Origin of the sequence: Natronincola peptidivorans (assembly GCF_900111615.1) — a bacterium.
GTDB classification, from domain to species: domain Bacteria; phylum Bacillota; class Clostridia; order Peptostreptococcales; family Natronincolaceae; genus Natronincola_A; species Natronincola_A peptidivorans.
Genome location: NZ_FOHU01000002.1, coordinates 224,553 through 243,724 on the forward strand (window position 1 = coordinate 224,553; position 19,172 = coordinate 243,724).

19 protein-coding genes are annotated in these 19,172 nt (G+C 36.3%); 13 read left to right on the top strand and 6 right to left on the bottom strand.

The window, feature by feature from the left end:
* Positions 1 to 11: 11 nt before the first annotated feature.
* Entirely contained in the window at positions 12 to 1,247 is a 1,236-nt protein-coding gene (locus tag BMX10_RS03765; RefSeq protein ID WP_090439569.1) for an LL-diaminopimelate aminotransferase, read from the bottom strand.
* Between the two features lie 141 nt (positions 1,248 to 1,388).
* Positions 1,389 to 2,459, bottom strand: coding sequence for a hypothetical protein (locus BMX10_RS03770; protein ID WP_090439572.1), 1,071 nt, complete (start codon positions 2,457 to 2,459; stop codon positions 1,389 to 1,391).
* Between the two features lie 246 nt (positions 2,460 to 2,705).
* Between BMX10_RS03770 and tsaE the strand changes: the two genes are divergently transcribed.
* The 7 genes from tsaE to BMX10_RS03805 all read left to right on the top strand — a co-directional run bounded on the left by tsaE (position 2,706) and on the right by BMX10_RS03805 (position 9,128).
* Complete coding sequence (tsaE, locus tag BMX10_RS03775) at positions 2,706 to 3,164, top strand: tRNA (adenosine(37)-N6)-threonylcarbamoyltransferase complex ATPase subunit type 1 TsaE (protein ID WP_090439576.1); 459 nt, start codon at positions 2,706 to 2,708, stop codon at positions 3,162 to 3,164.
* On the top strand, positions 3,161 to 3,871 hold the full coding sequence (tsaB, locus tag BMX10_RS03780) for a tRNA (adenosine(37)-N6)-threonylcarbamoyltransferase complex dimerization subunit type 1 TsaB (protein WP_090439579.1): 711 nt from the start codon (positions 3,161 to 3,163) through the stop codon (positions 3,869 to 3,871). Before tsaE ends, tsaB begins: the two co-directional genes overlap by 4 nt.
* Before the next feature lie 6 nt (positions 3,872 to 3,877).
* Entirely contained in the window at positions 3,878 to 4,327 is a 450-nt protein-coding gene (gene rimI / locus BMX10_RS03785) for a ribosomal protein S18-alanine N-acetyltransferase (RefSeq protein WP_090439582.1), read from the top strand.
* A 234-nt stretch (positions 4,328 to 4,561) separates the two neighbouring features.
* Positions 4,562 to 5,836: an efflux RND transporter periplasmic adaptor subunit gene (locus BMX10_RS03790; RefSeq protein ID WP_090439585.1), complete on the top strand. Its 1,275-nt coding sequence runs from the start codon at positions 4,562 to 4,564 to the stop codon at positions 5,834 to 5,836.
* Between the two features lie 18 nt (positions 5,837 to 5,854).
* Entirely contained in the window at positions 5,855 to 7,060 is a 1,206-nt protein-coding gene (locus BMX10_RS03795) for an ABC transporter permease (RefSeq protein ID WP_090439588.1), read from the top strand.
* 128 nt (positions 7,061 to 7,188) lie between these two features.
* Positions 7,189 to 8,397 (top strand): ABC transporter permease, encoded by a 1,209-nt coding sequence (locus tag BMX10_RS03800; RefSeq protein WP_090439591.1) that lies wholly within the window; start codon positions 7,189 to 7,191, stop codon positions 8,395 to 8,397.
* Positions 8,398 to 8,411: 14 nt separating this feature from the next.
* Complete coding sequence (locus tag BMX10_RS03805) at positions 8,412 to 9,128, top strand: ABC transporter ATP-binding protein (RefSeq protein ID WP_090439594.1); 717 nt, start codon at positions 8,412 to 8,414, stop codon at positions 9,126 to 9,128.
* Positions 9,129 to 9,132: 4 nt separating this feature from the next.
* Here BMX10_RS03805 and BMX10_RS17920 read toward each other — a convergent pair whose 3' ends face one another.
* A complete protein-coding gene (locus BMX10_RS17920; protein WP_170834668.1) occupies positions 9,133 to 9,300 on the bottom strand; it encodes a hypothetical protein in 168 nt (55 codons plus the stop codon).
* 177 nt (positions 9,301 to 9,477) lie between these two features.
* On the opposite strand from BMX10_RS17920, the gene tsaD reads away from it, so the two are divergent.
* Positions 9,478 to 10,521: a tRNA (adenosine(37)-N6)-threonylcarbamoyltransferase complex transferase subunit TsaD gene (tsaD, locus tag BMX10_RS03810; RefSeq protein WP_090439597.1), complete on the top strand. Its 1,044-nt coding sequence runs from the start codon at positions 9,478 to 9,480 to the stop codon at positions 10,519 to 10,521.
* A gap of 105 nt (positions 10,522 to 10,626) precedes the next feature.
* Positions 10,627 to 10,794 (top strand): hypothetical protein, encoded by a 168-nt coding sequence (locus BMX10_RS17925; protein ID WP_170834669.1) that lies wholly within the window; start codon positions 10,627 to 10,629, stop codon positions 10,792 to 10,794.
* Between the two features lie 424 nt (positions 10,795 to 11,218).
* Here BMX10_RS17925 and pepV read toward each other — a convergent pair whose 3' ends face one another.
* On the bottom strand, positions 11,219 to 12,634 hold the full coding sequence (gene pepV / locus BMX10_RS03815) for a dipeptidase PepV (protein ID WP_090439600.1): 1,416 nt from the start codon (positions 12,632 to 12,634) through the stop codon (positions 11,219 to 11,221).
* Between the two features lie 30 nt (positions 12,635 to 12,664).
* Positions 12,665 to 14,569 (bottom strand): ABC-F family ATP-binding cassette domain-containing protein, encoded by a 1,905-nt coding sequence (locus BMX10_RS03820; protein ID WP_090439603.1) that lies wholly within the window; start codon positions 14,567 to 14,569, stop codon positions 12,665 to 12,667.
* Positions 14,570 to 15,092: 523 nt separating this feature from the next.
* Here BMX10_RS03820 and BMX10_RS03825 point away from each other — a divergent pair.
* The gene (locus BMX10_RS03825) at positions 15,093 to 15,743 is read left to right on the top strand and encodes a redox-sensing transcriptional repressor Rex (protein WP_090439606.1); all 651 of its coding nucleotides are present in this window, start codon (positions 15,093 to 15,095) and stop codon (positions 15,741 to 15,743) included.
* A gap of 120 nt (positions 15,744 to 15,863) precedes the next feature.
* Complete coding sequence (locus BMX10_RS03830) at positions 15,864 to 16,307, top strand: transcriptional regulator, SarA/Rot family (protein WP_090439608.1); 444 nt, start codon at positions 15,864 to 15,866, stop codon at positions 16,305 to 16,307.
* Between the two features lie 53 nt (positions 16,308 to 16,360).
* Here the strand turns inward: BMX10_RS03830 and BMX10_RS03835 are convergent, their stop codons facing one another.
* Positions 16,361 to 16,531, bottom strand: a complete 171-nt coding sequence (locus BMX10_RS03835; protein WP_090439610.1) for a 4Fe-4S binding protein — start codon at positions 16,529 to 16,531, stop codon at positions 16,361 to 16,363.
* A gap of 260 nt (positions 16,532 to 16,791) precedes the next feature.
* Between BMX10_RS03835 and BMX10_RS03840 the strand changes: the two genes are divergently transcribed.
* Together BMX10_RS03840 and BMX10_RS03845 are read left to right on the top strand one after the other, a co-directional pair.
* Positions 16,792 to 17,607: an Asp23/Gls24 family envelope stress response protein gene (locus BMX10_RS03840; protein ID WP_090439612.1), complete on the top strand. Its 816-nt coding sequence runs from the start codon at positions 16,792 to 16,794 to the stop codon at positions 17,605 to 17,607.
* 280 nt (positions 17,608 to 17,887) lie between these two features.
* Complete coding sequence (locus BMX10_RS03845) at positions 17,888 to 19,141, top strand: Glu/Leu/Phe/Val family dehydrogenase (RefSeq protein ID WP_090439614.1); 1,254 nt, start codon at positions 17,888 to 17,890, stop codon at positions 19,139 to 19,141.
* Positions 19,142 to 19,172: the final 31 nt, after the last annotated feature.

The following is a 19,172-nucleotide window of genomic DNA, read 5'->3' on the forward strand; positions in this document are numbered from 1 at the left end:
TTTCTGCAAAATTATGAAAAAACCAATTTTAGCTTTAACAATCTTTCCTTGAACAAATGAATTATTCTTTCTTCATCCTCCTTATCCTTAGCCTCAAATGTGACAGACAGCCGTACATAAGGCTCTGGTGTGTTCCATGGGACAGTGCAGATCTGTGCATGGCTTAACAAATATAGGGAGAAGTCTTCAGCACTTTTAAAAACTACACCATTTTCAGTTCCTTTAGGTATGGATAGATAGCAGTAGAAAGTTGCCTTTGGCTTATCTATAGTAAAGCCTACTTCTCTTAGGGCAGTGATAAGAAGATCAAATCTTCTAGAGTAACGTTTGCAGTTAGATGAAGAAATTTCAGGATGGTTTAAAGCATAAGCACCGGCCTTCTGAATAGCTCGAAACTGTCCAGAATCTGAATTAGCCTTCACGGTACTTAAGATACTGATGATTTCAGAATTGCCAGCTGCGAAAGCTATACGCCAGCCAGTCATGTTAAAGGCTTTAGAGAGAGTGTGAATCTCAATCCCTACATCCTTGGCTCCATCGACGGATAAGAAACTCAAAGGCTTTTCATCATCAAAGACAATGGCAGCATAGGTAGAATCTGCAACGACAACGAGATTGTTTTTATGGGCAAACTCTATAATCCTTTTGTAAAAATCTTCGGTGGCCACTTGACCAGTAGGATTATTAGGGTAATTAATATATAAGAGTTTGGAACGATATAAAATAATACTAGGTATATTAGAAAAATCAGGATAAAAATTATTTGCTTTAGTTAATGGAATACCATAAACAACGCCTCCAAGATACTTGGTATGGGTGGAGATAATGGGATAACTGGGCAGGGGAATCAAGGTAATATCTCCGGGATTAATAAAGCATAAGGGCAGCATAGCCAGAATAGATTTTGCTCCGATACCATGGAGAATTTCGTCATAAGGATTAAGATTGCTTACACCAAAAACCTTATAAAGATAATCAGCCGCAGCTTGTTGAAACTCCGAGATGCCATTATCGGCATACAATCTGTTTTCAAGCTTGCCTGCTTCCTTACATAGTACTTCTACAACCTTTTCATCTGCTGCTAAATCCGGCTCTCCAATTCCCATATCAATAAATTCAACATTAGGGTACCTCTTCATTACCTCTTCCTTTGCTTTTTTAATCCTCATAAACTTATAATCTTGCTTTGCGATATCAAAGCTTTGATCTCTAAAACGGTCAGCAATTAAATCATGAATCTTACCCATAAGCCCTCTCTCCTTTCGAAATGATATGAATCAATTGAGACTTATAGATTATTTTATTCTGATGGAGAGAAAGGTGTTCATTGCATATAAAAGATAAAAAAGTAGATCCCATTGTTAGCAGATCTACTTTTTTCAGCTTAATTATTTTTTTCTAGCGTTTCCGGCATTACCTCTACCTTGATTTCCGGCATTGCCATTACCATTGCCATTGCTGTTACCTATAGCATTACCATTACCTCTATTGTTTCCAGCAGCCTTTTCTATTGTAGCGGAGGATGCAGCAGCCTCTTCATCTTCTTGGGGAGTTCCTTCCTCTACCTCTTCTGGCTGAAGGATATTGTCTTTAATGCGGCCCTTCAAGCTTTCTCTTTGCTGCTGCAATTCTTTTCTGAGGTTTTCTCTCTCAGCCTTACGATTTTCTTGGATGGCTCTTTTTTCTGCTAAAAATTCCTCTTGGATTTGTCTTCTTAATTGCTTTTCCCAATCATTACTGTTTTCTAAGAATTCATGGAATTCATTGGCTTCCTTAGCACTTCTTAGTTCAGCCTCTACTTCCTCCATTTCCTTCTCAATTGCTTCCTTTTCTTCATCGGTCAAATCCTCATTTAAGAGGGCCTCTTGAAGCTCATCCAGCTTTTCTTGTAATGCTGCTAAGTCTTCTTCAGACACTAATTCCCAATCATTTTCACTGGTTTTTAATTGTTGGCTTAGAATGCGAAGCTCTACTTTACGGATATTTTTTCGGATAGCTGGTTGTGCAACCTCAGGGACACGGTCATAAACGGATTGTAATACCAGTAGATTCTTATATAGATTCTCTACCACTTCATCTGTTTCGTCAGAGTTTTTCTCCTCATCATCTAGCTCACCATCATTGGTACCTTCCTCATCATCCACTGATTGGTCTCCTTCAGTATCCAAATCCTCCGCATACTCTAAATCTTCCTCTAAAGCCTTTAAAATCTCTTCAATCAATGCCTCTAGCTCATCTTCATCTAAATCCTCTAAATTGAAGTCTGGATTTTCTAGATAATTTCTGATGAAATCAATGTCAATTTCAGTAGATTCCTCTGCGGTCTCTGTGTCAGTTAAAATGACACTGGATTCCTCCTCCGTTGAGTTTTCACTATTGACTCCCTCACCTGCAAAGGCATACACAGCAGAACCAAGCAGTAAAGATCCACTGAGGATAAAAGCTAATGTTTTTTTCATGATTTGGTGCCCCCTTTTTCGTTATTTTTTCATTATACTATGCGATAAAGATTTTGAAAAAAGGGGACAGCATGTCGAAATAAGTCCAGAGACCTAAGTTTATGTGGAAAAAATTGTATAATATAGAAAGTTGCCTAAACTCTATGTAGATAAAAAAGCAAATTGTGGTAAAATAGAGTATGGAGAAGAGGAAAATAATTCATAATGATAAGGGAGCTATAAATATAGATAAAGCGGGTGTTTTCAATGAAATGCATTACAGTTTTTAGTGAAGAAGAGACAAAAGCTTTAGCAAGAAAGCTAGGGAAAATGACGAAAAATGGAGATGTACTTTGTTTGATAGGAGACTTAGGGACTGGAAAAACAACCTTTACAAAAGCCTTTGCTGAGGGGCTGGAGGTAGAGGATTATGTTACCAGTCCTACCTTTACTATACTACAGGAGTACGAAGGAAGATTGCCTCTATACCATTTTGATGTATATCGCATAAGAGATGTCAATGAGATGCAGGACATCCCTTATGATGAATATTTTTATGGTGATGGTGTAACTATTATTGAATGGGCTCAGCTGGTGGAAGAAATTCTTCCTAGAGATTATTTAAAGATAACAATAAGGTATCTAGATATAGAGAAAAGGGAGCTTTGTTTTAAAGCCACCAATGAATACTATCAAAAGCAAATAGAGGAGTTGTTAGAGATATGAAGCTATTAGCACTAGATACTTCATCTATCGTGGCTACTGCTGCTGTGCTGAATGGAGAAAAATTAATGGGAGAATATATTCTAAACCATAAAAAAACCCATTCCCAGAAGCTGATGCCTATGCTGGAGGAAATATTAAAAAGCTGTGAGTTATCCCCTAAGGACATCGATGTATTTGGAGTGGCTGTAGGTCCAGGTTCCTTTACAGGTCTGCGGATTGGACTGGCCACTATCAAAGCAATGGCACAGGCCTTGGATAAACCAATGGTAGGAATCTCTACCCTTGAGGGTCTAGCCTTTAATCTGATATATTGTGAAAAACCCATTTGTCCTATCATCGACGCTCAAAGGGATTTGGTTTATACTGGGTTGTATCAATGGCAGAATCAACAGCTGACAAGGATAATGGCAGAAGAAGTAATAGACATACATCAACTGATGGCAGTTTTTAAGGAGAAACAGGAAAAAATAGTCTTTGTTGGAGATGCCTTGGAAAAGTTTCAAGGACTGATTCAGGAGGAGATGAAGGATTTGGCCGTATTCCCGCCAGCCATTGTCACCATGCCTAGAGCCTCCTCCATAGGAGAGCTGGCTAGAAGAAAGGCAGAAAAGGCAGAGGTTTCTAAACCAGCTGAGATATTACCCATCTATATGAGAAAATCTCAGGCAGAAAAACAATGGGAAGAAAAAATGAGAAATGGGAGCTAAGGTTCTATGGAAGGAATAAAAGTCAGAAAAATGGTAGTCAAGGATATCCCCCATGTAGTAGAGATAGAAAAGAAATGCTTTCCTATCCCATGGACAAAAGGAGCCTTTGAAACAGAGATAAAGAAAAATATGCTGGCTGTTTATGTTGTAGCTGTCTTGGATGACAAGGTAGTAGCCTATGGCGGTATGTGGCTGATTGTTGATGAAGGTCATATTACCAATATAGCAGTAGACCCTCAGTATCAGGGAAAAAAAATAGGAGAAGAAGTCACCAAGGCATTAATTGAAGAGGCCAAGAAGAAAAGGCTGTATCGATTAACCCTTGAGGTTAGAAAATCCAATCATATAGCACAAAAACTATATAATAAGCTGGGATTCATAGCATGTGGTATAAGGCCAGAGTATTATAGCGATAACGGTGAAGATGCCCTTATTATGTGGAAGGAAATAGAGTAAAATAAAGACCCTTTTTATCATCAATATGTGACTAGAATGGGTTTTTTGTAAATAAAAGCATGTTTTCCAGGAAAAATGCTGGAAATTTATTGAAAAAAGTGGTATTATTTTATTTGGATTCAATATTGTTAAATAAGAACATAGTAAACTATGTTTAAAATTGTTTCACATACATTTAGGGATTGCAATAAACCCTAAATTATTTGTTTTTAGTAATATTAGGAGGAGAAAAAAATGGCAAAGGGTAAAGGAAAAGGGAAAAAGAAAAAAATAATTATTGGAGTAATCATCGTAGTTATAGCCATTGCCGCCATTGGGGCAAATGCCATCATGAGAGGCAATAATGAGGGATTGGCGGTAGATGTAATGGCACTAGAAAAGGGAGAAATAACCATCACTGTCCCTGCCAACGGCATCTTAGAGGAAATTGAAAGACAAACAATCTATGCAGAAAACAGCGCAAAGGTACTATCTATCGAGGTAGAAGAAGGAGATTATGTAGCAGCAGGCCAAGTGTTAGCATTATTAGATGGCGAAGATTTAGAAATACAGATGGCTATAAAGAAGCAAATGCTGGAAATGAATAAAATTGATTTAGCTAGGCTAGAGAAAAACCAAAAGATTGAACAGGGAAATCGAAATCGACAGATGGATAGTAGCTTGAAGAGAATGGAGGATGCTAAGACGGATCTAGATAGAAATAAGCAGTTATTTGAGCATGGAGCCATTTCTCAACAGGACTTTAGAAATAGTGAGAGAGACTATGAAGAAGCTGTTAATAGCTATGAAGAACTGCAACAAAAACAAGACACCCTTGAATTTGAAATTCAGAAAATGAGAAAAACCATTGCAATCACTGAACTGGAGATTGCTGAAATAGAAAAAAGGATAGAAAAGCAGGAGGGCAAAATTGTCAGCTCCATCAACGGTGTTGTAACAAATATTCATGTGGAAGAAGGAAGCTTTGTCAACACAGCCAACCCTAGCTTTGTTATTGCTAATATAGAGGATTTAACCATAGAAATCAATGTGAATGAATATGATATAGCCAAGGTAGAGGTCGGGCAGAAGGTAGAAATCCAAACAGATGCGTTAATGGGTCAGGTATTTAAAGGAGAGGTTGAAAAAATCGCTCCAGTAGCAAAAAGAGTGTCCACCGGTCAAACCAATGAAACCGTGATTCCCGTTACCATCAAGGTGATCGAGAGGGATGATTTTTTAAAGCCAGGTTTTTCTGTTAGAACAAGAATCATTAGTCAGAAGAAAGAGGATGTTTTGGTGGTTCCCTTTGACTCCATTATGGTGGAGCAAAATGGTGCAAAGATGGTTTTTGTTGTGAGGGAGGATACCCTACATAAGATAGAGGTACAAACAGGAATCGAATCAGATTTTGACGTAGAAATCATCAGAGGACTAGAAGAAAATGATATGGTGGTTTTAAATCCTTCTATGTTTTTAACAGAAGGAATGAAGGTGACTGTCAATGAAAGACAGCAGGAAGAAAAATAAGGATAGGGAAGGATTTCTATGAATCTATTAGAAAACATTCAACTGGCTTTTTCTACCATCAGAGCAAATAAAATGCGATCCTTTTTAACCATGCTGGGAATCATCATAGGCATTGCTGCAGTTGTGGCGATATCAGCTATAGGGAATGGCGGAAGGCATGAAATAGAAAAGAGCATGGAGCAGTTTGGTACCAATCGGTTGATGATCTATATGAATTGGGAAAAACAAAATGATTTTAGGCTTCGTGATTTTATCAATGATAGAGATATAGAAGCAATCAGTAGAATCGAAGGCATTGACGCCATTACCCCCTTATTCGAAGAATGGACCACCATTAGTGCTGAAAATCGGCATGCTGAGATTGTATTGGTGGGAGCCAATCCTGATAGTGAAATTATCACCAATGTAGAGGTTTTAAGGGGAAGGTTTATTACACAGCAGGATTTAGACAGTTATAATAATCATATGGTTATCTCTGAAAAGGATGCTCGAGAGCTTTTTGGCACTATTGAGGTTTTAGGGAAGACGGTTACTGTAAATACCTATAGAGGCCCTGTTGATTTTCGGATTGTAGGAATTGCTAAATATGAAGAAAATCTTTTCAGCGGCACTATGAATAACGGTAGAGCTCAAGTCTATGTACCTATCACCACCATTATGAGGGTTTATAATCAAGAGGTATACTATGGTGTGAATCTAAAGATTACTCATCAGGAGGATATGGAGAGGATCGGAGAACAAGTTACAAGGCTATTGGAAAGATTGCATAACAATAGAGATATGTATATGGTTTTCAATTTAGAACAAATGATACAAGAAGTTGCTGGTGTTATCAATACCATAACCAGTGTGCTAGGTTTTATTGCAGGTATTGCTCTTTTAGTTGGTGGTATTGGGATTATGAACATCATGCTGGTGTCGGTAAGTGAGAGAATCCGAGAAATTGGCATAAAAAAAGCCATTGGCGCCAAAAGAAGGACGATATTATTTCAATTTTTAACCGAGTCCTCTATTATCTCCCTTATGGGAGGTATTATTGGTATTATTCTGGGCTTTCTTTTAGGGATGGGGCTTTCCTACCTATTAAAGATGCCTCCACTGATTAGTGCTAAGGAAGTGGTATTTGCTTCTTTATTGGCCATGACAATAGGAACGGTCTTTGGGGTCTATCCTGCCAATAGAGCAGCTAAGTTGGATCCAATTGAGGCCCTTAGATATGAGTAGATATAAAATGAAAAATGAAGAATGAAGAATGAAGAATGAAGAATGAAAAATGAAAAGCAAATTGATTAAGTGACATAGGAAAAAGCCGATAGAGCAAGAAGCGTAAATTAGAGTAAGGAGAAGATTTTATGTTGTTAATAGAAACCTTAAGGGTGGCATTACAGAGTATATGGGCAAATAAAATGCGCTCTAGCTTAACTGTGCTAGGCTTAGTCATAGGTATATTATCGGTGGTGGTGATTACAACCTTGGGAAATGCTGCCCAGGCTGACATGACAAGCGTCTTTGATGCCTATGGAAAAGGAAAGCTAAGTGTTGGTCTTCGACATAATAATGACCGCCCAGCTGTTTATCGAGACTATTTTAGTGATGAGGATATAACTGCTGTGGGGAGAATGGAAACAGATGTTTTTGCTGTATCTCCGGAGCTTAGCAGATGGATGACGATGTCACATGGCAATAAACAAATGAGTATAGATATGTATGGAGTAAATCAAAACTATCATGAAGTAGAAACTGTAGACATCATAAGAGGACGTTTTCTTACGGAGGAGGATGTTTTAGGTAGAAGAAATGTCATGGTAATTGATGAAAAGGCTGCTAGATATCTATTTGGCTCCACTGATTGCATAGGAGAGATTGTCACCTTAACTACAGGGTGGCATACAGTAGAATTAATGATTATAGGTGTGGATAAGTTGCTGGATTCTGCAATTTTAAACATGGCAATGGGAAATTACGCTTATGGTTATATGCCTATTACCTTGGCTACAAGAATGGATTCAATTGACAGATATCCTATGCTTTTACTGCAGGCACAAGAAGGATTAGAGACAAACATAGTAGGAGAAAGGGTGTTAAGTCTATTAGAAAGAAGAAATAAAGAAAGAGATATGTATCGCGTATATTCCCATGAAGATGACTTAAGTCAAGTAAACGAAGGGATTGGATTTTTAACCTTAACTGTTTCTGGTATAGCAGGTATATCTCTCTTAGTTGGGGGGATTGGTATCATGAACATTATGCTGGTTTCCGTTACAGAAAGAACGCGAGAAATCGGTATAAGAAAGGCAATTGGGGCAAAACCATCGGTGATTTTGCTGCAATTTTTAGTAGAGGCTGTTATTCTTTCTTTATTTGGAGGAATATTAGGACTTTCTATAGGAGGCTTGATTAGCTTTGGTATTGTTGGAGCATTAGGATTACCCTTTGTCATATCAAAGGGTGCTATCATTATGGCCTTTGTTTTTTCCACCACTGTGGGAATTGTTTTTGGAGTATATCCAGCAAATAAAGCATCAAAGCTAGATCCTATTGAAGCTTTGAGATACGAATAAAAAGAGGTGTTAAGATGATTAGCGTTAAGGATTTGAACAAGGTTTATGAGAATGGCAGTATTGCTGTACATGCATTAAAAAGTGTCAATCTAGAAGTGAAGGAAGGAGAATTTATGGCAATTACAGGGCCATCCGGTTCTGGAAAGTCTACCTTTATGAATGTCATTGGATGCTTAGATGGAGCAACCTCTGGGATATATATACTAGATGATGAAAAGATTGAAGATTTACCTGATAATGAATTAGCTGAAATACGGAATCGAAAAATCGGATTTGTTTTTCAATCCTTTAATTTAATACCACGAACCTCTGCCTTAAAAAATGTAGAACTGCCCATGATGTATGCAGGAATCAGTGGTAGAGTCAGAAAGCAAAAAGCTCTAGAAGCATTAGAAAAGGTAGGGTTAGGAGATAGAGTAGAGCATAAGCCTAATGAACTGTCGGGGGGACAAAAACAAAGGGTAGCCATTGCTAGGGCCTTAGTGAATAATCCTGCTATTATTTTGGCGGATGAGCCTACAGGAAATCTAGATTCAAAATCTACTCAGGAGGTAATGGATCTCTTTAAAAAGCTGAATGAGGAGGGGGTTACTATACTCATTGTAACCCATGAACAGGAGATTGCAGAGCAAACCAATAGAATTATCAGCTTCCTTGATGGTGAAATCATTATGGATAAAATAATAGAAAAAGAAAAACTAGAAAAGAAAGATCAATCGATAGAAGCTTAGGCTTCTATCGATTGATTTTATCAGTTTCATTAGGGCTTCTCTTTCTCATTTCAAATATTGCTAAGTCTGTGGGAGCTATAGGATATAGCATACCATTGGATAAAACATTTTCACTACCTAATCTTTGAGAAAGGGATCTTTTACGAGAAGTATTTCTATGTCTTCTAGCCATAAAGATTCACTCCTTTAGAAATTTTATCCCTATTCTTAGTATGGACAGAAATAAAAAAAATACTAAATCAAAAAAATGTTAAATGCAAGTTTTCTGGAAGTAATATATAATCAATATAGACAATAATGGGTAGTATATGGATATATATGCCTCTATGGAAGGAGGAAAACATAGAAAATGACGAAAGATTTTACAAAAGAAGATATTATTACCTTAGCAATTGAAAGCAGTTGTGACGAAACCTCTGTCAGTGTTTTGAAAAATGGAAGAACTGTTTTATCCAATATCATAGCATCTCAGATTGAGCAGCATCAAAAATTTGGCGGTGTGGTTCCTGAGGTAGCCTCAAGAAAGCATATCGAAAACATCAATATTGTGATAGAAGAAGCTTTAGAGGAAGCAAAGGTTTCCTTTGAAGACATCACCCATGTGGCAGCAACCTATGGACCTGGACTGGTAGGTGCGCTATTGGTGGGACTTTCAGCGGCTAAGGCTATTGCCTTTGCTAGAGAAATACCTTTAAATGGCGTAAATCATATAGAAGGACATATCTATGCGAATTTTATTGAATATAGAGAATTAGAGCCGCCTTTTATCTGCTTGATTGTATCAGGAGGACATACTCACTTAGTATACATGAAGGATTATGGGAAGTATGAAATATTAGGAAGAACAAGAGATGATGCAGCCGGTGAAGCCTTTGATAAAATAGCAAGAGCTTTAGGCTTAGGTTATCCCGGCGGCCCACAAATTGATAAGCTTGCAAAAATAGGCAATAAGAAGGCCATAGCTTTTCCTAAAGCATATCTAGAGGAAGGCAGCTATGATTTCAGCTTCAGTGGATTAAAATCTGCAGTATTAAATTATCTTAACTCTGAAAAAATGAAGGGTAATCCTATTGTTATAGAAGATGTAGCTGCCAGCTTCCAGCAGGCGGTGATTGAAATATTAGTAGAAAAAACCATAAGCTGTGCTTTGGAAAAGGGTATGAAACAGATTACCTTAGCTGGCGGAGTTGCTGCCAACAGTGGTTTACGACAACTGCTGCAGGAAAAGGCAAAGGAGCATGATTTAGATTTAAAATATCCGTCTCTAAAGCTATGTACCGATAATGCAGCCATGATTGGATGTGTAGGTTATTATGATTATATCAAGGGCCATCACTCAGCATTAGATTTGAATGGTGTTCCTAATTTAAAGATAGGAGAAAGACCCTTATAAGACTTGAAACTTTTGGAAAAACTACATAACATTACTTGTATAATGCCCCCTCCCCCCTATGATATAATGGAATTGACATATTAACGATAATGGGAGGGGTTTTTTATGGAATTATTAGCATGGATGAGAAAAATCGACGGGAGCATGGGGAAAACTTCATTATTACAGCTAATTGATGAAATGCACGGAGCAATCGACGCACTATTAATGAAAACCAAGGAACAGGAAAACACCATCAAGGAACTAAGAGAAGCATTAGAACAACAGCAATAATATACATAATTTAAAAAAAAGTAGTGATTATGAGATTTTATGTTAATAAAAAAACCCAACACTAGAAAGCTGTAGGGTTTTTTTATTGCTATATATACACAGATTTATACACAGAGATAAAAAGGGAAAATGTTTACATTGTGGATAAAATATGATTAATGATGCCTACAAGGGTAAAGCTTGTGGATAAGCCTGTGGATTCTGTGGGAAACATGTGGATAGGTGTGGATATAACTTCCCATAATAATATATGCCATACCTATCTAAAATATGACTAAAAAATAATGTTAACATAAATTCGCCGATGGATGACAATAACAACTATATATATGACTATATACCCATTTTTAAAAGAAAGTCCCACCTTTATTTTTTAAAAAGGTGGGACTATATCCTGAGAGAAAACTAAGATCTAGAAAGTCTGTTATTTGACACTTGCCAAGTGATATAAAGCCTTTCCATATATATGAGTAATATGTAGTAGGTTTTCTATAGAAATAAATTCATTTTTTTGATGGGCAGTCTCTTCTTCACCGGGAAAAAGAGGGCCAAAGGCTACAATGTTCTCCATTGCTCGAGCATAGGTTCCTCCGCCTATGGTAATAGGGACTGCATCACTGTCTCCAGTCTCTTCTCGATACACCTTCATCAAACTTTGAATCAGAGTATGCTCTTGGGGTACATATAAGGGTTTTGAGTCTTCATCTAAAACCAATTCAATCCCTGTGTCCTTTAATGCATCGCTTATTCCTGCCAGAACATCCTTGCCGGAGGAAGTGATGGGATATCTGACATTGATTTTGACATCTACGTGTTTTTCATCAGCATCAATGACACCAACGTTAAAAATAAGCTTCCCTGAAATGTCATCTTCAAACCCGCAGCCTATGCTTTCGCCGTTGTATTCCATTGCTATATTTCTATTATACATTTTAATAAAATCAAAGATACCACCACTGCAGTCATGAAGCTCTCCTAGAAATAGCAATAGCTGAGAAATAGCATTATGACCTTTTTCAGGCGTACTTCCATGGGCTGAAATTCCTTCAGAAATGATGGTGACAGCAGAATGATCCTGTATCATAGATAGCTTATACCCAGTTTTAGCAACAAAGCTCTCCAATAAGGCTTCAAGCCTAATAATATCCTCTTTTGGAGCTTTTAACACAGCCTTACATTTATCAGGTACTACATTGGGCCGAGTACCTCCTTGAATGCTTTTTATCATTATGCCAGCAGAAGGATTATGTCCCTTGGGCCACTTCTTTATCAACGAGAATACTTGAATTCCTTTTTCTCCATAGATTACAGGAAAATCTCCATCAGGAGTAAAGCCCATATCTGGATTTTTCTCTTTCTTTAAGTAATACTCCATATCCTTCATGCCCGTCTCTTCATTGGTACCAAATATAATCCTAATCCTTTTGTTAATGGGAAGCTGAGATTCCTTTAAAGCCTTCATAGCAAAAAGTGCAGCTACAACAGGACCTTTATCATCCATTGTTCCCCTTCCGAAGATCTTACCATCATGGATTTCTGCTCCATAGGGAGGATAACACCATCCTTCCCCTTCAGGTACCACATCTAAATGGCCAAGAATACCGATGGTTTCTTCGCCTTCCCCCATCTCCGCAAAGCCCGCATAGCCTTCAAGATTGGTTGTTGTAAAACCCATTTCTTCCGCCAAAGCTAAAGCATATTCTAAAGCAGCGTTTACACCTTCTCCAAAGGGCATGCCTGGTTTTGCCTCTTCTTCTAAACTTTTTATTCTTACAAGCTGTTGGGTTTGATGAATAAGATCATCACGATAACTGTTAATCAATTGAACCAGTTTTTCCATTTTTTTTATCCTCCAAATATTTATTGATGTCTAGGCATCCCATTCCGCATAAAGCTGGTCAATTCGTTCCTTTAGCATGATTGTTTCTTTATGAATCTCTCGGCTTTTTTCAGGGTTTGTATAGATCTCCTGCTGACACAGGAGGGTCTCTGACTCTATAAGTTTTTCCTCTAATAGCATGATTTCTTCTTCTATTTTCTCGCGATTTTTTGCTAATTGACGCTGCTTGTCTCTTTCTTCCTTTTCTTTACGTCGTTCTTCCTTTAGCTGAGTTTTTGTTTTTATTTCAGTTTCTTCCTCTTGATATAATTGTTGATTTTTCTTTTCTACATAGTAATCATAATTTCCCAAAAATACTTCAGTGCCAGTCGCCTTTAAATCAATAACCTTAGTAGTAACGCGATTTAAAAAATAGCGGTCATGAGAAATTACAAAGATAGTACCATCATAGCGTAAAAGCGCTTCCTCTAATACTTCCTTTGAATCAATGTCTAAGTGGTTGGTAGGCTCATCCAGCAGTAGAAAATTTGCATTAGACAAAATCAGCTTTAAAAGAGATAATCGAGATTTTTCTCCACCACTTAAGTTAGATACAGGTTTATAAACATCTTCTTCTCGAAATAAAAAACTACCTAAAAGGGTTCGCACTTCAGTTTCCTTCATATAAGCATGTTCATCCCATATTTCATCAATAACCATCTTATCCAGATGAAGTCCTTCCTGCTCTTGATCATAGTAGCCCAAATCAACATTATGGCCTAAACGCAGTTGGCCATCACTGGCCTTAAGTTTTCCTAAGATAATCTTGAAAAGTGTGGATTTACCAATACCATTGGCACCAATCAAGGCAACCCTTTCTCCACGGTAAATGTCAAAGGTAACCTGACGAAATAGAGGTGTATCATCAAAAGCTTTCTCAAGATTTTCAATAGACAACACATCATTACCACTTTTAACGGTTGTTTGAAACTGCATTTTTGCCTTGGTCTGCTGGGTCTGTGGAGCCTGAAGTTCTTCTACTTTTGCCAGCTGTTTTTCCTTGCTCTTAGCACGGTTCATCAGCTTCTCTGTACCATGCTGACGAAGTCTGCGAATCATATCTTTTTGTTTAGTAATTTCCTTCTGTTGCTGATGGTATGCCTTTAATTGGTGCTGACGAATAACTTGCTTTTTTTTAACAAAATCTGTATAGCTTCCTAGATAGCTCTCCAGTTGATGATTTTCTATCTCCATAATACGGGTAACCAATTGATCCAAAAAATATCTATCGTGAGAAATCATCAGCACAGTTCCTAGATAATCCTTAAGAAAACCCTCCAGCCATTCCACTGCCTCTATGTCTAAATGATTAGTAGGCTCATCCAGCATTAAAAGATCAGGCTTTGAAAGTAATAGCTTTGCAAGAGAAACCCTTGTTTTTTGACCACCGCTCAGCTGAGAAATAGGCTGAGAAAACTCATCCTCTGAGAAACCCAGACCCTTTAATACCCCTCTTACTTCACTGCGAAATCCATAACCGTTACCTTCATTAAATGCCTCCAGCATACCAGCATATGCATCCATAGAGGTTTGTAATTGTGACGAGTTGCTTGGATCTTTCCCTAATACAGCAATTTGCTGCTCTAATTCTCTAAGATTTTCCTCCATAGCTATTAAACCTGCAAAAACATCCACAACTTCTTCATAAACAGTATTGGCTAGATTTAATCTATTGTTTTGTTCTAAATAACCTATTGTTGTAGATTTTGAAATGTATAATTCTCCGTCATCATAAGGAAGCTGTTGACAAAGAATCTTAAAAAGGGTGGTTTTTCCTGCTCCATTGATGCCAACAAGTCCAACCCTTTCACCCTTGTTAATACTGAAGGAAATATTTTTTATAATTAAATCAACTCCAAAGGATTTACTTATATTATTACAGGATAATACAATCATAACCTCGTTGTCCTCCTAAAATTACTGAAAAAATAATGTAAAAGGGAAAAATATAAAAAAGCATTTCCTTAAACATAGTATTTTTCTAAAATTTATTTGTATAACACTAATAGTTTAACAAAAAAAGTGGCAATAATAAAGGGTAAGCTGGCAAAGAAAAAAGAGTGAATTGAGGATTTACACTGGACTAAATATTTGTTATAATACATAATTGGGGAAATAGTTAAATTATGCCAAAGCTTCTTACAAAATAATATTTTACTGTTTTTTCCATTAAAATCTGGGTATATACATAGTTAGTTAATTTTATATCAAGGATATATTTAAAAAAATTCATCATAACTATAACAAATTGATCTTATTAAGCAGAAGCATTGGGATCTCAGAAGGAGATGCTACCCTATCTGCTAGTTACAAAGAGTTTATCTATACCAACCCTTACTACAGGTTGAAGAAAGGTATTGTAAAAAAATCTTCTTAGCAATTGAATGCAACTAAAAATAAAAATGGGAGACGATTACATATGGCAAAAAAATTTAAGGATATTTCAATGGCTGTTATTCGGAGACTGCCAAAGTATCATCGATATTTAAAAGAATTATTAGACAAAGAGGTTTACCGAATTTCATCAAAGGAATTAAGTAACATGATGGGGTTTACTGCTTCGCAGATTCGCCAGGATTTAAACAATTTTGGGGGATTTGGCCAACAGGGATATGGCTATAATGTAGAAGAGCTTTATGGGGAAATCAAAAAGATCTTGGGACTAAATATTAGCTATGGAACTGTTATTATTGGTTCCGGTAACCTTGGTCAAGCTATTGCTAACTACACCAATTTACAGAAACATGGCTTCAATCTATTGGCATTATTTGATACCAACCCTAAGCTTATTGGTATGAGGATAAGAGATGTTCCCATCTATGATATTGATGAAATGCAGGAGTTTATTGATACAAATAACATTAACATCGGTATCATATGTACCCCAAAAGAATTTGCCCAAGACATAGCCAATAAGCTTGTAAAAGCAAATGTATCGGCTATATGGAATTTTGCACCAATAGACCTTAAGGTGCCAGAAAATATTATTGTTGAAAATGTTCATTTAAGTGATAGTTTATTTATTATCTCTTATTTATTAAACAACCAAGAAAAAGAGCAATGGGATTAACCAAAAGAAGTCTTTTGAAAAAGCTTTTGATAAAATGACCTCTAAAACCTATATCCAAGGATGTAGGTTTTTTTAAACAGGCCAATCTAAAATAGAGATTGCGAAATAAAGGTGATAAAAATGAGAAATTATTATCTGCAAATTAACGAGTATGTAGAAAAGCTAGTAGAAAATATTATTATACATGATAAAAAAGGACTTGTAGTGAAGGGAACTTCTTTATCCGTTATAGAACTATTGATATTAAAAAAACTAGGAAATGTCCAAGAAAAGAAAATGTATGAGATGATTGAAGCATTAAACATAGACAGGAATTCCTTTGTTACCTATATCAATAAGCTGCAGCAAAAGCAATATATTATGAAAAGAAAGTCTAGAAAAGATAAGAGAGTACAGGTATTAAGTCTAACAGAAAAAGGGAAAGAATTGACTGCAGAAATAGTAAAAAAAGAAAAGGAAATGCTGTATTCAATATTAAATGATTTTTCCTTTAATGAGGAGAAGGCTATTTTAAAATTTTTAGTGAAACTAGATATGCTAAACAAAGAAAAAAATAGGAATTAAGACAATAAAAAAGTGGCAGCTATAAAATCTACCACTTTCCTACATTTTAAAATCTATTCTGGAATAGGTGCATCTACAGGACATACGTTAGCACAAGCACCACAATCAATACAACCTTCTTGCTCGATTACATAAATATCATCTCCAGCTGAAATAACATCTACTGGACACTCTGGCTCACATGCTCCACAGTTAATACAAGCATCAGTAATAATATATGCCATTGTTGTTTCCTCCTCTATGTATTGTTTTATTTTTCCTTACAATATGTATTATAACAAGGAAAAAAGATTATAATCAATGAAATCAAATATTTTTTGGACAAAAATGCTAAAATATAATGATTTTCATTTTAGTTTTAATAGCATAAGAAAGAGAAAATATGTTAAAATAAAATGTAGTGCTCCAATTCTCTATAAAAAAGGGATAGATGGACAATACTTTGTAGGAAAGTAACCAGTTGTAGTTTGGGAGGCGTAAAAGGATGGTTCTTGTATTTGTAGGCTCTAGTGGGACAGGAAAAAGCTATCATGCCATGCATTTGGCAAAGGAAAAAAATATAAAATTTATTATTGATGATGGACTTTTGATTAAAGATAATAAAGTAATAGCAGGTTCTTCTGCTAAACGGGAAAAATCAAAAATGGGTGCAATAAAAAGAGCTTTATTTATAGATGAGAAGCATCGCTTAGAAGTAAGGGAGGCTTTAGATCAAGAAAAACCTGATGGGATATTGGTTCTTGGCACCTCAGAAAAAATGGTGGAATCTATTGTAAAAACTTTATCACTAGGAGAGATCACAGAAAGAATATTTATTGAAGATATTGCTACACAGGAGGAAATAAAATCCGCAAAAAAAAGTCGTAAAAAAGAAGGAAAACATGTCATTCCAGTGCCTACCTTTGAAATCAAAAAAGACTTCTCAGGCTACTTCCTAAATCCACTAAAGGTTTTCAAAAAACTAGGGATAGGTGATAAACAGGTATTAGAGGAAAAATCAGTAGTGAGGCCTACCTTTAGCTATAGGGGAAAATATACTATATCTGATAAGGTAATTAGAGATTTAATTTTCTATGCAGCAAATAAAGTGATAGGCATCTACAAAATAGAAAGTATTGACATTACTAATATACAAGCAGGGCTAATTATTGAAATAGATGTAAAAATGATTTATGGAAATCCTATAAAGCCATTGATGGAGTGTCTACAGGATCAAGTAAAACACGAAGTTGAAGAAATGACCTCCTTTAACATTTTAGCAATTAATGTAATGGTAAAAAGTTTAGTTATATCTGAGTAGGTTGTTTACAATTTAAAGAACAATATGTTATAATTCAAATTGAGGGTCAACATTTTTTGCAACGCAAGTAAAAAAGTAGCAAGCAAAGTGAAAACAAATTTTTTTTGCCCATAAGCAAAAAAGAGTTAAAAGGCGTTTATATCTTTTGTAGTTTTTAAAGATAATACATAATCACCAGTAGTGGGAAAAGGTTTTCAAAAAAGCCTTGGCTTTTTTTGATATATTGCTACACTAGTTTCTGTATCAATAATAAAATATATTTTTAGGAGGGTGTAGGAACATGGCAGAAAAGCATGTTAATGTATTTGAAACAGCACAAAAACAAGTAAAGCAGGCGTGTGACAAGTTAGGAACAGAGCCAGCAGTTTATGAAGTCTTAAAGAATCCTATGAGAGTGTTAGAAGTAGCAATTCCTGTAAAAATGGATGATGGAACGGTAAAAAGCTTTATTGGCTACAGATCTCAACATAACGATGCAGTGGGTCCATTCAAAGGCGGAGTTAGATTTCATCAAGATGTAAATATGGACGAAGTAAAAGCTCTTTCTACATGGATGACATTTAAATGTGGTGTAGTAGGAGTTCCATATGGTGGTGGCAAGGGTGGTGTAGTTGTTAACCCGTTTGAACTATCCCAAGGTGAGCTAGAAAGATTATCTAGAGGATATTCTAGAGCGATTGCTCCTCTTATTGGTGAAAAAATAGATATTCCGGCTCCAGATGTAGGGACTAACGGACAAGTTATGGCTTGGATGGTAGATGAATATCAAAAGGCTACTGGCGAATTTGCTCCTGGTGTATACACAGGAAAGCCTGTAGATTTCTACGGTTCATTAGCAAGAACAGAGGCAACAGGATTTGGTGTTGTTATTATGGCAAGAGATGCTGCCAAAAAGATAGGCTTACCTTTTGACAAATCAACCATTGCTATTCAAGGTTTTGGTAATGTAGGCAGCTTTGCAGCTAAATATGCCCATGAATTAGGTGGAAAAATAGTAGCAGTTGCAGACCACACTGCTGGATTATATAACAGTAAAGGCTTTGATGTATATGCTTTAGCTGAGTATGCTAAGGAAAATAAATGCATCAAAGGATTCCCAGGAGCAGAAAGTGAGTTCCCTAAGGAAGAGGTTATTACATTTGATGTAGATATTTTACTACCCTGTGCTTTAGAAAATCAAATTACAGCTGAAAATGCTGGAAATATTAAAGCTAAGATTGTTAGTGAAGGCGCAAATGGTCCTACAACATTGGAAGCGGATGAAATCTTAAATGAAAAAGGTATTGTTGTGGTGCCGGATATTTTAGCAAATGCTGGCGGAGTTACAGTATCTTACTTTGAATGGGTTCAAAACCTAATGAGATATTCATGGACCTTTGAAGAGGTTCAAGAAAAGCAAGAAAACCTAATGGTAAAAGCTTTTAATGATATCTGGACATTAAAAGAAGAGCATGGTGTAAACATGAGGGTAGCAGCATACATGATGTCTATCAAACGTGTTGCTGATGCTATGAAATTAAGAGGCTGGTATTAAAATCAATGTAAAACAAAATATAAAATCGAGT